This window comes from Amycolatopsis sp. cmx-8-4, from assembly GCF_046548675.1.
In the GTDB taxonomy this organism is placed as follows: domain Bacteria; phylum Actinomycetota; class Actinomycetes; order Mycobacteriales; family Pseudonocardiaceae; genus Amycolatopsis.
In genome coordinates this window covers 533,189-546,279 of the sequence record NZ_JAEBDZ010000001.1, presented here as the reverse complement: position 1 = coordinate 546,279, position 13,091 = coordinate 533,189, and the positions used below count along the sequence as shown (strand labels likewise).

Genomic DNA, 13,091 nt, shown 5'->3' with positions numbered 1-13,091 from the left:
TGCTCGAACCTCCTCGGCGACAATCGGAGCCCACCGTCCGGTTAATGAGACCGAAGCAGTGGTAGAAGGGCACCGGGATGCGGACTTTGTCGTATTCGGTGTAGTTGCAGAGCTCGCCGACGAAGTAGCCGTTGTTGAGGATGTTGTGGTGGCTGAGGGTGGCACCCTTCGGGAAGCCGGTCGTGCCCGACGTGTACTGGATGTTGATCGGGTCGTCGGCCGAGAGCGCGGCCTGCTTTGCGGCCAGCGCAGCCGGGTCGCCCCGCCGGCCGGCGTCCATCAGCGCCTGCCGGCTCTCGCCGCCGAGCAGCACGACGTGCTCCAGCCGCGCGCACTTCTCGCGCACTTCCTCGACCATCGCGGGGTAGTCGGACGTCTTGAACTTGTCGGACGCCACCAGCAGCCGGATCCCGGCCTGGTTGAGCACGTACTCCAGCTCGTGCGACCGGTAGGACGGGTTGATGTTGACCAGGATCGCACCGATCTTGGCCGTCGCGTACTGCAGGAACGTCCACTCGGCCCGGTTCGGCGACCAGATGCCGACCCGGTCGCCCTTGCCGATGCCCTGCGCCACCAGGCCCAGCGCCAGCGCGTTCACCTCGGCGGCCAGCTCGCGGTAGGTCCACCGGCGGCCGGCGAACCGGTCGACCAGGGCGTCCCGGTCGCCGTGCGCCGCCACCGTCCGATCGAAGTTGTCGCCGATGGTGTCCCCGAGCAGCGGGACCTCGGAGATCCCCGAGGCGTAGCTCGGCAGGGCGGGCGCGTCAGGCATGGTGCCTCCCGAAGTCTGCGGTGACTGCGACCGCAGTCTAGGAAACCCCAGCTCAGTGCGCCAACGCCGTCGCCTCCTACGCTCCGGGACATGAGCCCGACCCTCACCGGCGTCCACCACCTGAAGTTCCCGGCCGCCGACCTGGCCGCGACGCTCGCCTGGTTCCGCACCGCGCTGGGCGCGGAACGCCTGCCGGACTTCGACCACCGCGATCACGACGGCGTCCTGTTCGGGGTGATCGTGCGGCTGCCGGGTCTCGACGTCCCCGTCGAACTCCGGCAGTGGCCGGAGGCGGCCGAGGCGACCGCGGGGTACGACCCGGTCACGTTCGCCGTGGCCGACCGCGCCGCGCTCGACGTCTGGGTCCGGCACTTCGACGCCGCCGGCGTGACGCACTCGCCCGTCCTGGCCGGCTTCGCCGGTCACCTCGTCGAGCTGCGCACCCCGGACGGCCTGGCGATCCGGCTGTACACGCGGCTGCCGGACGACCCCGCGTCGATCGACATGGACCCGGCGCACACCGACCTCGGCAGCACGTGGCTCGGCAAGTGAGTCCACAGTAGACGGATTCGGCGGATGATCCGCTCCGGGCCCGGGCCGCGTGGGAGGGCCGGCGGATCGCGTTCGGCTACGGCCCGGACGGCGTCCAGGTGGCGCACGTCGACGGTCCCGGCCTGACGCCCGCCGAGGCCGAGCGGCTCGTGCTGTCCGTCGATGAGGCGTACGGCGCCGAGGTGCAGCGCGCGGTGCTCACGCGGCTGAAGGAGCGCGCGGCGCGGTCGGGCATGCGCGTCGAGTCGGAGCGGACCAACGCCGACCAGTCGATCAGCGTCACCCTGGCCGCCACGTCGTGACCGAGGTCAGGGTCGGGCTGATCGAGTTCGGCAAGGCGCTCAACGCCGGCGTCGCCCTGCCCGGCCTCGGCGAGCTGCCCGGCGGCCAGGTGAGCGCGGGCCGGGCGGTCCGCGGCGCCCGCGCGCGGGCGCGGCTGAAGCGGGCCGACCGGATCCTCGCGGACAACCTGCGCCTCGGGATCATGGTGCGGAAGAAGTTCTTCTCCAGCGACGTCGAGCCGGTGACCGACGCGGGGTTCCTGAAGGACGTCTTCGTCGCCGTCGGGCGCACCGACCTCGGGCCCGGCGACGCCCTGGAGCCGTACACGGACGACACGATCGGGCCGGACGCCAGCCGGCACGCGGGCGTCGCCGCGGTGCTCGCGCCGGCGTACGACCAGCTGACGGGCTTCCACGTCCAGGTGCGCCCGGAGCGTGGCGTGCTGCGTTTCGGTGCGTCGACCGGGTTGTTCCGCGGTGGGCGTCCGATGCGGGTGCTGGGCCTCTTCGGCCCGGCCGGGCCGCTGCCGGAGCTGGCGGCCGGGCAGGTGGGCACGGTGCTGCTGGGCTTCCAGTGCGACGTCCCGCCGATGGCCGGCGACGCGCTGACGGCGTACGAAGAGCCGTCTCACGACTACTTGGAACGTCGTGAAGGCACCGCGCACGTCCACGGCGTCAGCGACCTGGGCACCGGCTCGGTCGTGGCCGCGGTCGAGGTGCCGGACGGGCGGACGAACAACCTGCTGACGGTGGGCACGACTTTCAACGAGCGCAGCACGGTCGTTGCGACCGAACTGCGGATCCTGTCGGTGGCGAGGGGCGGCGTTGCGATGCGCACGGCGGCCGGGACGGGCGTGTTCACCCTGGGGCTGGCGACGCGCGAGGTGCGGCAGAACGACATCGTCGAGACGTACGTGCCGGTGGATGTGCCGGTTTTGGCGCCACCGCCGGCCGTTGCTCCGGTGCCGGTGCCGCTCGTGGACGTCGACACGGCGGCCGGGCCGGAGCTGGCGCGGCTCCCGGGGATGACGCCGGAACGGGTGAACGAGGCGCTGGAGCTGCGCCGGCGTCAGGGCGGTTTCGCGGACGTGGAGGCGTTCGGCGTGGCGGTGGGGCTGCGGCCGCACGAGATAGTCCGGCTGCGGGGGCGCGCGACGGCGGGTCAGGTGGCCGGCGTCGCGCAGCGCGAGACGGGCGTGCGGCAGCTGGACATCTGAGCGCCCGGTGGCGGTTCCGCTACGCTCGGCATCGTGCCGGAGGAATTCGCCCTGGGGCTGAACGAGGTCGACGTCGCGGTCCGGCGAACGGGCCTTCCGGCGAACTGGCACCCGTTCGAGATCCGCAGTGCCGGCCACACCCTCGAGGAAAACGCCCGCCTGGCGGCAGCTTCGTGGGACGCCCTTCGCGCTCGCGGGCTGGCGGGGCCGGACAAGCTGGACATCGAGGTCGAGCAGACGCTGCGGTCGTGGACCCAGCCGGAGATCCTGATCATCGTCCGGGCGGCGGAGATAGCGGACGGCAGGCAGGTCCTGTACCGAGCGACGATCGGCCACGGCCTGGGCGTCTACTCGGAACTGGTCACCGGCGGCGTCAACTTCGTCCAGATCCGCCCGGACCACCTGGTCGACGCCCTGATCGGCATCCTCCCCCGCTATAGCCCGGTCCCGTTGCCCCCGGTGACGATCACCCAGCGCACGGGCCAGGCACCGAGCACGCGGGACCGTGACGCGCTGGCCCCGTTCGCGACGTGGCCCCCGCACCGCCACGGCACGTTCGAGCTGTCCACCCGCCACGGCCAAGGCGCCCTCCGCCCCGCGGGAACGGTCACCTTCCTGGATTCGGACGGCGGCCGGTACTTGACCTTCACAGAGCAGTTACCGGGCGACGAAACCCGCCTGCGGTTCGTCCCTTCGGACGGCGGCCACCTGCGAGCGTGGCTGCACGAGCGAATCGCGGAGACGACGGGCCGGTGACCCGCGTCCTCGCGCGGCCGAGCGGCCTACCCGTAGTGTTCAGGTCGTGACCCGATCGAGCTTCGGACGTCGAGCCGCCCTCACCAGCCTGGTCCTGCTCACCCTCGTGGTGAGTGCCTGCGACAGCAAGGTGGGGGGCACCCCGCAGGCCGCGGACACGCCGACGAGCAGCGCACCCACGACCAGCGGCGGGAACAGCAACAACCCGTTCGGGGACATGAAGCCGTGCGCCACGCTTGACGAGCTGCTCCGCGGCCAGGGCTATCCGGCGTCCATTCCGACCGCGGCCGACTCGGCGCGCACCTGCACGACCGTCAAGAAGGTCGGCGACGATTCGATCAGGGTCAGCCTTTCCCTCCACGCCGGTCAGACGATCAACGAGAACATCGCCGATCCGAGCAAGGCATCGAGCGGCACGGTCAACGACCGCGCGGCCGTCCAAGAACGCGAGCCCATCGGCGCGAAGGGCCAGTGCGACGTCAAGATGGAGGTCAAGCCGAAGTCTCGCGCCATCGTCGCGGTGACGCTCGGGGTCGGCACGACGGACCAGGCCTGCACCGACGTGAACGACTTCGCCACCAAATTCGAGCCTATGCTGCCGAAGTAGCCCTGCTCAGAGCTGCAGATCGCGTCACAGCGGTACAGCAGCCAGTGACATGCGGCCCGGTCACTACTACAGTAGCGGTGCGACACAGAGGGTAATCTTGCGCAGCCGCGTCTAGGGAGGGACCGATGGCCACGGGAGCCCAGTTCGGAGGGCCACCTCCCACGCCCCCGGCCGGCGATGCCGGCAACAACTTCCTGTCCGGCCTCCTCGACGTCCCGGTGGACGCGGAGGGCGCGAAGCGGGTCAACGACGGCGCGCAGCAGTTCAAGGCACTCGCCCAGAACGGCGGGTTCGCCATCAACGAAGAAGGCTTGCAGCGCTACCGGACAGTGTGCGACACCTTCATCGACGGCTACAGCGACATCAAAGCCGACCTGCTCGCGCTCGGCCAAGCGGCGAAGATGGGCAACAGCGCCTACGCCAAGGAAGTCGCGACCTTCAACGTCAAGGTGGCCGTGAGCGATCCCGAGTCGCTCGTGCCCAACCTCGAGCTGCTCATCGACGGCTTCAAGCAGGTCAAAGAGGCCCTCACCATCGCTCGGAAGAACTACAGCGAGACCGAGGACGCCCACAGCCAGACCTTCGCCAAGCTTCGCGGGAGCGAGTGACCATGGCTCACGAGCACGCCGGGCATCGGCAGTACGAAAGCGACTTCTACGCCCAGACGCAGCAGAAGCTGCAGCAGAACGTGCACCACTTCGGCGCCGAAGACCAGGGCGACGCTCGGGACGGTGTCACGCCGCAGACGCAGAATCAGGCCGCGCAGTACTCCGTCGAGCAGGGTAAGCAGCTGCTGCACGACCGGGCCACTCGCGGGGATGCGCCCGCGCCGGGGCAGAACTACCCCGCGAGCAGTCATGAAGACCTCTACAACATGGTCCACGAGAACATGAATCCCGGGGATCTGGACGACCGGGGCCGGGTCGCCAACAAGCTCGGCAACTGGCTGGCCGACGTCTCCAACGCCGCGAACGACGCCGTGAACTCCAGCGAAGTGCAATGGCAGGGCTCGGGGGCCGCGCAGGCTCATGGGTTCTTCCAGAACACCGCCACCTACACCGCCGATACGGCCAACGCCGCTCAGCTCAGCTCCAACCGCTACTCGCAGCAGGCGGCCGCCGCTGATTATGCGCAGAAGAACATGCCTGAGCCCACGGGCTTCAACCAGCAGGCCGAGGTCGACAAAGCGACCAAGCAGTACCAGGCCGGTGATCTCATCGGCGGGGCCAACACGATGAACGGCGTCGCCGCGAAGCAGCAGCAGGCCGACGCCGCGCACCAGCAGGCCGTGCAGGTTCTCCAGGGCCTCGACGGCACCTACCACGAGACCGCCAGCACGCAGCCGACCTACTCGCCGCCGCCGCAGCTGGGGTCGAGTGACAGCACCACCGCCAGCGGGTTCCACGGGACCAGCAGCACCAGCTTCAGCGGCACCCCGACCATCGGCGGCTCAGGCGGCACCGGGGGCACCGGTGGCACTGGTGGGACAAGCGGGTTCAGCGGAGTCGGAGCCGGGGGCACCGGCGGGACCAGCGGCAGCTTCGCGCCCCCCGGAGGCACCACGCCTCCCGGGACGACGCCGCCGAGCACCTTCGTGCCGCCCGGGGCCACCAGCGGCACCGGGAACGCCGGTGGCTTCGGCGGCGGCAACTCCGGCTTCCGCGGCGCGCCCGCCGCGAGTGCGTTCCCTCGGATGGGACCCGACGGGCTCGCCATGCCAGGAGGGACGACCGGGGCAGGCGGGGCCGGTGGGGACATCACGCGCGGCAAGTCCGGAGCCGGGCGCGCCGGGAGCGGGTTCGCCGGGTCGCGGGTCTCCGGCGGCGGCGCCACCGGGGGGCCGAAGGAAACCGCGGGCGAAGGCGGCAAGACGGGCGCCAAGGGCACCGGTGAACGGCTCGAGCGCGGCGCGACCGCGGCCGCCGCGGCCAAGGGGAAGGCCGGGGGCGCCGGCGCGGCCGGGGCCGGCGCGGGCAAGAAGAAGGAAGACGACAAGGAACACAAGAACAAGATCCAGCTCGAGGAAGACATCTTCGACCTCAAGCCGGAACGCGGGCCGGACGGCGAGAAGATCGTCCGGCCGACCATCGGGGAGGCCTGACCCCTAAGGGGTTGCCCTGGTGACGCGAGAAAAGCGTCACCACACGGGCCCAAAGGCCCTGGATACAGTGGAAGCATGCGCTTCTTCATCGTCGACGCCTTCACCGGCAAGGCCTTCGCCGGGAACTCCGCCGGGGTCGTGCTCCTCGACGCGCCCGCCGAGCCCGCCTGGATGCAGGCCGTCGCCGCGGAGATGCGGCACTCCGAGACCGCTTTCGTCGTCGTTGGCGGAGACGAAGGCGGAGACACCGGCGAAGGGCCGAAGTCGTTGCGGTGGTTCACGCCGGCGGCCGAAGTCGCCCTGTGCGGGCACGCCACCGTCGCCACCACGCACGTCCTCGGCGGCGAGCAGGTCTACACCACCCTCAGCGGCGAGCTGCGCGCGAAGGCCGCCGACGGCTGGGTCGAGCTGGACTTCCCCTCCGACCCGCCCGCGCCGTCCGACGACGACCTGAGCGCGATCCTGCCCGGCGTCGAGATCGAGCGCACCGGACGCGGCGTCGAGAACCTCTTCGCCGTCCTCCCGGACGCCGAGGCCGTCCGCACCCTCGAGCCCGACCTGAAAGAGCTGAAGGCCACCTGGAAGGGCCGGCTGCTCGTCACGGCCGCGGGTGACGTCGACGGCATCGACTACGTCAGCCGGTTCTTCGGGCCCGGCGTCGGCGTCGACGAAGATCCCGTCACCGGCTCGGCGCACTGCGTCCTGTCGCCGTACTGGTCCGGGCGACTCAGCAAAACCGAGCTCACCGGCGCGCAGGTGTCGGCACGCGGCGGCATCGTCCGGACCCGCCAGGACGGCGACCGGGTCCACCTGTCCGGCCAGGCCGTGACGGTCGTGAGCGGGGAGCTGCACGTCTGATGCGCACGCTGCTGAACATCATCTGGCTCGTGCTGTGCGGCTTCTGGATGGCGCTGGGCTACCTGGCCGCGGGCGTGATCTGCTGCATCCTGATCGTCACGATCCCGTTCGGGCTCGCGTCGTTCCGGATCGCCCGCTACGCGCTCTGGCCGTTCGGCCGCACGGTCGTCGACCGGCGCGACGCGGGCTCGCCGTCCTTCGTCGGCAACGTGATCTGGTTCCTCTTCGCCGGGCTGTGGCTGGCGATCGGGCACGTGTTCACGGGCATCGCGCTGTGCGTCACGCTCATCGGCATCCCGCTGGGCGTGGCGAACTTCAAGATGATCCCGGTGTCCCTGATGCCGCTCGGCAAGGAGATCGTCGAGCTCCCCTGATCACGACTCCGGCTCGTACGGCAGCTTCACCACCAGGCACGGCCCGCCGACGAACAGCCCGCCGTCGACGCCGAGGGCCTTGCCGCCCGCGTAGAGGAACGGGCCCTCGATCTGCGTGGGGTGGATGCCCAGCTGGTCCGCGATGACGCTGTGCCCGTGGATGATGCGCGAGCCGCCCAGTGCGTCCATCAGCTTCTGGGCGTTGTCCTCGCCTTCCGGGCCGCGGAACGCGTAGCGCGTGGTCATGCGGCGCCAGACGTCCCACCACGACTCGATGTCCGAGCCCAGCAGGATCTCGCGGGCGGAGGCGTTGATCGCCTCGACCGAATCCCCCCAGTCGAGGTACTCCAGGGTGTCCGAGTGCAGGAGCAGGTGGTCGGCGGCGAGCGCGGCCAGGGGCCGGGCGGTCAGCCACTCGATGTGCTCCGGGGTCAGCCGGTCCTGGTCCGACAGCAGGCCGCCGTTGATCTCCCAGCTGCGGGCGAAGCTGCGCGGCCCGAAGTCGGACGGCACCGGCTGGTCGCCGAAGTGGTACATGCCCAGCGCGAGGATCTCGTGGTTGCCCAGCAGCGTCTGGACCTGGCCGCCGGCTTCCGCCGCCTGCGCTTCGAGCTGGATGACCAGGTCGATGGCGCCTACGCCGTCCGGCCCGCGGTCGACGAAGTCACCGAGGAACCACAGCTGGTCCTCGCCCCCTGACCAGTTGTCTTCGTCGTCCACCAACCCCTCGGCGCGCAGTGCTTCGGCCAGTTCGTCCCGGTGGCCATGCACGTCGCCCACCACAAATGTGGAGTTGCTCATCCGGTGACGATAAGCCCTGCTCGCGACGGGGTCTCGATCAGCCTTCCCCGAATGGGTCGGCCGTCTTCCCGATCAGGTCGGCGATGGAGTCGAGCACCAGAGTGGGCCGATACGGATAGCGTTCGGCCGACTCCCTGGTGGAGATGCCGGTGAGCACCAGAATCGTCTGCAGCCCGGCTTCGATGCCCGAGTGCACGTCCGTGTCCATCCGGTCGCCGATCATCAGCGTCGACTCCGAATGGGCACCCAATCGGCGCAACGCCGACCGCATCATCAACGGGTTCGGCTTGCCGACGTAGTACGGCGAACGCCCGGTGGCCTTCTCGATCAGTGCCGCGACGGAACCGGTGGCGGGCATCGAGCCCTCGACGCTCGGGCCGGTCGCGTCCGGGTTGGTCGCGATGAACTTCGCGCCGCCCTCGATCAGCCGGATCGCCCGCGTGATGGCGCTGAAGCTGTACGTGCGGGTCTCGCCCAGCACGACGTAGTCCGGGTCGCGCTCGGTCAGGACGTAGCCGACCTCGTGCAGCGCCGTCGTCAGGCCCGCTTCGCCGATGACGTACGCCGTGCCGTTGGGCCGCTGCGACGAGAGGAACTTCGCCGTCGCCAGCGCCGACGTCCAGATCGCCTCTTCGGGGATGTCGAGCCCGGTGCGCTCCAGGCGTGCCCGCAGGTCACGCGGGGTGTAGATCGAGTTGTTCGTCAGCACCAGGAAGCCGATGCCGTTCGCCTTCAGCTCGGCGAGGAACTCGTCGGCCCCGGGAACGAGGTGCTCCTCCTTCACCAGGACGCCGTCCATGTCGGAGAGATACGTCCACCGGCGCTCATCCATGGGCGAAACCTATCACGCGCGCGAGACACCTGCGTTCGCCGACGAAAAGGGTTACAGTGGGAATTGCCGGTATCGCGAGGGGAGTCGCGTACCCGGCCACCGAGGGGGTTCGGGGGAATTCATCGCACACGTCGTCGACGGAAACGTCGTGGCGCAATTCGTCCTGCCCCCGCACCGCGAGGGGGAGAAACGCATGACCGGAATCATCGAGCGCCCGGCGACGACCGGGCCGATCACCGCGCCGAACTGGGGACTCACCAAGTTCCTCGACCCACTGCGCGTTCCACCGGCGCTCCGGCCGCATTCCTGGCGCCACGACGCGATCACCATTCCGATGGTGACGAAGCACCAGCGGCTGCACTCACAATTGCCGCCCAGTACATTGTGGACGTACGCGGGACATTTCCCGGGTCCGACGATCGACGTGCGCACCGGCGAACAACTGCGGATTTCGTGGTCGAACGAAATCGACGGCGAGTTTCCGCTCGTCGCCGTTCAGGGTCCGGTGGCGGACGCGCCGACGAGCCGGCCCGGCCGCGAGCTGGACAAGCCCGGCTACTCGGTCATCGACGGCGTCGCCGACCTGCCGGCGTGGACCGTGGTGCACCTGCACGGCGCCCGGACCAACGCGGGCAACGACGGCTGGGCGCACAACGCCGGTCTGAAGGGCACTTCGCAGCTGACGGAGTACCAGAACGCCCAGCCCGCGATGCCGCTCTGGTACCACGACCACGCGATGGCGATCACGCGCTTCAACGTGCACACCGGCCTCGCCGGGATGTACCTCATCCGCGACGACGAGGAGGACGCGCTCGACCTGCCCCGTGGCGACCACGAGATCCCGCTGATCATCACCGACCGCAACCTCGACACCGACCCGGCGACCGGCGCGCTCACCGGGCAGCTGCTGTTCAAGGTCCCGGTCGTCCCGAACGGCCCGATGATCCCGTTCACCGGCCCGTTCACCCTGGTCAACGGCGTCATCTGGCCGCACCTGGACGTCGAGGCCCGGTGGTACCGCTTCCGGCTGCTCAACGCGGCCAACTCGCGGTTCTACACGCTGAACCTGGTCGACGAGGACAACCGGCCGGTGAATGACGCCGTCCGCCTGATCGGCACCGACGGCGGCCTGCTGCCGGTGCCCGCGGAACTGCCCGCGGCCGGCCTGACCGTCGCCCCGGCCGAGCGCTTCGACGTGCTGATCGACTTCAGCCGCTTCAAGGGCCGCAAGCTCAAGCTGCGCAACGCCGACCCGCGCCTCGGCACGGTCGAGCCGGACCTGATGGAGTTCCGGGTCGACGGCCGCGCGAAGCACGACCCGTTCCGGCTGCCGGCGACGATCTCGACGTCCTACACGCGGCTCGTGCACGGCTCGACGCTGCCGGCGGACCACGACCACGTCTGGGTCGCGCTGCTGCTCAACGCCGAGGGCCACCCCGAGATGTGGGACCTCGAGGAGCTGGCCACCCCCGACCCGGGTGGCGAGGGGATCATCCAGCTCGCCGACCCGGCCGGCCCGCTGCGGACGTTCCGGATGATCGGGAAGATCTTCGACGACACCACCGGCATCTTCATCGACCACGACCGGTGGGCGGTGTGGAACATCCTGCACGTCGCGAACGGCGGGCCCGCGCACCCGATCCACATCCACCTGACGGAGTTCCAGGCGCTCTTCCGGCGGGCCTTCACCACGACGTTCGACCAGGCGTCGGCCCGGACGACCGCGCCGCTCACCGGGTTCACCGACGTCCCGCTGGAGAAGTACGAAGAGGGCTGGAAGGACACGATCATCGTGAACCCGGGCCAGTGGGTGAGCGTGGCCGGGCGGTTCGGCGGTGGCACCGGCGAGTTCATGTACCACTGCCACATCCTCGACCACGAGGACGAAGGCATGATGCGGCCGTTCGTCGTGCACCCGCCGGAGGTGGCGAAGTTCCACGTCCACCCGGGCGGCGGCCACCACCACGACGGCTGACCCCGGCTCCACAGCGCCCCAATGTGGCGTTGGGTGCGTTGGACGCACCCAACGCCACATTGGGTGCGTCAGATGCACCCAACGCCACATTGGGGCGTTAGGTGGTCGCGGCCGGGTGCACGCTGACCGTGGCGGCCTTGACCGACAGCGTCACCGCTGTGCCGGGTTCCAGGGCCAGCTCGGCCACGGCGGCCGGGGTGAGGTCGGCGGTGAGGCCGTGCACCCAGCCGTCACCCTCGGCCCGGACGCGGATCACCGGCCCGTGCGGCTCCAGCGCGGCGACGACGGCGCCGGCGGTGTTGCGCGGGCTCCCCCGGTGCTCGCCGTCGCCGGAGTAGACGGCGACGGCGTTCGGCGGGAACACCGCGACCGCCGGCTCGCCCTGGACCACATCGGGCGCCGGGATGCCGGAGACGACGGCACCCGACGCGGTCCGCAGGCCGTCTTCGACCGCGGTGCCGGCGATCAGGTTGAGGCCGGCGATCCGCGCGGTGAACGCCGTTCGCGGGGCGGACAGCACGTCACGGGTCGGGCCGCGTTCGACGACGCGGCCGTCGTTCATCACCGCGACGTGGTCGGCGAGCGCGAGCGCGTCGAGCGGGTCGTGCGTGACCAGGACGGTCGTCGGCCCGGTCTTCAGCACGCGCCGCAGCAGGCCGCGGATCGCGGGCGCGGCGTCGACGTCGAGGGCGGCGAACGGCTCGTCGAGCAGCAGCAGGTCCGGCTGGGCGGCGAGCGCCCTGGCGATCGCGACGCGCTGGGCCTGCCCGCCGGACAGCTGGCCGGGGCGCCGGTCGGCCAGCTCGACGGCGTCCACTTCGGCCAGCCAGTAATAGGCGAGGTCGCGGGCGGCGCGGCGGTCGGTGCCGGTCGAGCGCGGCGAGAACGCGACGTTGTCCACTGCGGACAGGTGCGGGAAGAGCAGCGCGTCCTGCGAGAGCAGCCCGATGCCACGCCGGTGCGGCGCCAGCTCGGCCAGCGACCGCCCGGCCACGGTGATCTCCGCGGACCGCGGCGCGACCAGCCCGGCGAGGCAGCCGAGCACCGTCGACTTGCCGGAGCCGTTCGGGCCCAGCAGCGCCAGCACCGTCCCGGTGGGCACGTCGAGGTCCACGTCGAGCTCGAACGAACCGCGGACGACCTCGATCCGGGCGGTCAGGCTCATCGCAGCCCGCCTTCCCACGAGCGCGGGCGCGCGACGGCGATCACGACGACCGCCACCACGATCAGCAGCAGCGCGAGCGCCACCGCGCTGTCGACGTCCACTTCGGCCTGCTGGTAGACCTCGAGCGGCAGCGTGCGGGTGACGTCTTCGAGGCTGCCGGCGAAGGTGATCGTCGCGCCGAACTCGCCGAGCGCGCGGGCGAAGCTGAGGACGACGCCAGAGCCGAGCGAGGGCAGCAGCAGCGGCAGGGTGACCCGGCGGAAGACGGTCCACGGCCGCGCGCCGAGCGTCGCGGCGACCTGCTCGTAGCGGTCGCCGGACCCGCGCAGCGCCCCTTCGAGGCTGACCACGAGGAACGGCATCGCGACGAACGTCTGCGCGATGACCACCGCGGTCGTGGTGAACGGCACCGACTCCCCGGTCAGCGTGGTGATCAGCATGCCGAGGAAGCCCTTGCGGCCGAGCAGGTAGAGCAGCGCGAGCCCGCCGACGACCGGGGGCAGCACCAGCGGCAGCAGCACGATCGAGCGCAGCAGGCGGACGCCGGCGAACCGGGCGCGGGCGAGCACGACGGCCAGCGGCACGCCGAGCAGCACGCAGGCCACGGTGGACAGCGCGGCCGTGATCAGCGACAGCCGCAGCGCGTGCAGCGACGACGGCGTGACGATCAGCGCGGGGAACCGCGTGAGGTCGGAGCGCACCAGCAGCCCGACGACGGGGAGCACGACCAGCGCCAGCGCGAGCGTGGCGGGCACGGCGAGCACCCACGGAACCCGTGAACGGCCGGCCGGGGAGCGCCC

At 70.8% G+C, this 13,091-nt stretch carries 14 protein-coding genes and 1 pseudogene; 10 read left to right on the top strand and 5 right to left on the bottom strand.

The window, feature by feature from the left end:
- Nucleotides 1–43: 43 nt before the first annotated feature.
- A pseudogene (locus ACLJQZ_RS02690) lies at nucleotides 44–772 on the bottom strand (AMP-binding protein); the annotation flags it as partial.
- A gap of 90 nt (nucleotides 773–862) precedes the next feature.
- On the opposite strand from ACLJQZ_RS02690, the gene ACLJQZ_RS02685 reads away from it, so the two are divergent.
- The 9 genes from ACLJQZ_RS02685 (at nucleotide 863) to ACLJQZ_RS02645 (ending at nucleotide 7,518) form a co-directional block, all read left to right on the top strand.
- Nucleotides 863–1,324: a VOC family protein gene (locus tag ACLJQZ_RS02685; RefSeq protein WP_410618366.1), complete on the top strand. Its 462-nt coding sequence runs from the start codon at nucleotides 863–865 to the stop codon at nucleotides 1,322–1,324.
- A gap of 98 nt (nucleotides 1,325–1,422) precedes the next feature.
- Nucleotides 1,423–1,626 (top strand): hypothetical protein, encoded by a 204-nt coding sequence (locus ACLJQZ_RS02680; RefSeq protein ID WP_410618365.1) that lies wholly within the window; start codon nucleotides 1,423–1,425, stop codon nucleotides 1,624–1,626.
- Nucleotides 1,623–2,822 (top strand): hypothetical protein, encoded by a 1,200-nt coding sequence (locus ACLJQZ_RS02675; RefSeq protein WP_410618364.1) that lies wholly within the window; start codon nucleotides 1,623–1,625, stop codon nucleotides 2,820–2,822. Before ACLJQZ_RS02680 ends, ACLJQZ_RS02675 begins: the two co-directional genes overlap by 4 nt.
- 33 nt (nucleotides 2,823–2,855) lie before the next feature.
- Nucleotides 2,856–3,578, top strand: a complete 723-nt coding sequence (locus ACLJQZ_RS02670; protein WP_410618363.1) for an ESX secretion-associated protein EspG — start codon at nucleotides 2,856–2,858, stop codon at nucleotides 3,576–3,578.
- 46 nt (nucleotides 3,579–3,624) lie between these two features.
- Complete coding sequence (locus ACLJQZ_RS02665; RefSeq protein WP_410618362.1) at nucleotides 3,625–4,185, top strand: hypothetical protein; 561 nt, start codon at nucleotides 3,625–3,627, stop codon at nucleotides 4,183–4,185.
- 125 nt (nucleotides 4,186–4,310) lie between these two features.
- Complete coding sequence (locus ACLJQZ_RS02660; RefSeq protein ID WP_410618361.1) at nucleotides 4,311–4,793, top strand: hypothetical protein; 483 nt, start codon at nucleotides 4,311–4,313, stop codon at nucleotides 4,791–4,793.
- 2 nt (nucleotides 4,794–4,795) lie between these two features.
- Nucleotides 4,796–6,286: a hypothetical protein gene (locus tag ACLJQZ_RS02655; RefSeq protein WP_410618360.1), complete on the top strand. Its 1,491-nt coding sequence runs from the start codon at nucleotides 4,796–4,798 to the stop codon at nucleotides 6,284–6,286.
- A gap of 75 nt (nucleotides 6,287–6,361) precedes the next feature.
- A complete protein-coding gene (locus ACLJQZ_RS02650) occupies nucleotides 6,362–7,144 on the top strand; it encodes a PhzF family phenazine biosynthesis protein (RefSeq protein WP_410618358.1) in 783 nt (260 codons plus the stop codon).
- Nucleotides 7,144–7,518: a YccF domain-containing protein gene (locus ACLJQZ_RS02645; RefSeq protein ID WP_410618357.1), complete on the top strand. Its 375-nt coding sequence runs from the start codon at nucleotides 7,144–7,146 to the stop codon at nucleotides 7,516–7,518. Before ACLJQZ_RS02650 ends, ACLJQZ_RS02645 begins: the two co-directional genes overlap by 1 nt.
- On the opposite strand, the gene ACLJQZ_RS02640 is transcribed toward ACLJQZ_RS02645, so the two are convergent.
- Nucleotides 7,519–8,319, bottom strand: coding sequence for a metallophosphoesterase (locus ACLJQZ_RS02640; RefSeq protein WP_247058493.1), 801 nt, complete (start codon nucleotides 8,317–8,319; stop codon nucleotides 7,519–7,521).
- Nucleotides 8,320–8,356: 37 nt separating this feature from the next.
- Entirely contained in the window at nucleotides 8,357–9,151 is a 795-nt protein-coding gene (locus ACLJQZ_RS02635) for an HAD-IIA family hydrolase (protein WP_410618356.1), read from the bottom strand.
- Between the two features lie 193 nt (nucleotides 9,152–9,344).
- Here ACLJQZ_RS02635 and ACLJQZ_RS02630 point away from each other — a divergent pair, with 193 nt between their 5' ends.
- Complete coding sequence (locus tag ACLJQZ_RS02630; RefSeq protein WP_410618355.1) at nucleotides 9,345–11,126, top strand: multicopper oxidase family protein; 1,782 nt, start codon at nucleotides 9,345–9,347, stop codon at nucleotides 11,124–11,126.
- A gap of 97 nt (nucleotides 11,127–11,223) precedes the next feature.
- Here ACLJQZ_RS02630 and ACLJQZ_RS02625 read toward each other — a convergent pair whose 3' ends face one another.
- Nucleotides 11,224–12,291, bottom strand: a complete 1,068-nt coding sequence (locus ACLJQZ_RS02625; RefSeq protein WP_410618354.1) for a sulfate/molybdate ABC transporter ATP-binding protein — start codon at nucleotides 12,289–12,291, stop codon at nucleotides 11,224–11,226.
- Nucleotides 12,288–13,055: an ABC transporter permease gene (locus tag ACLJQZ_RS02620; protein ID WP_410618353.1), complete on the bottom strand. Its 768-nt coding sequence runs from the start codon at nucleotides 13,053–13,055 to the stop codon at nucleotides 12,288–12,290. The genes ACLJQZ_RS02625 and ACLJQZ_RS02620 overlap by 4 nt, the downstream gene beginning before the upstream one ends.
- Nucleotides 13,056–13,091: the final 36 nt, after the last annotated feature.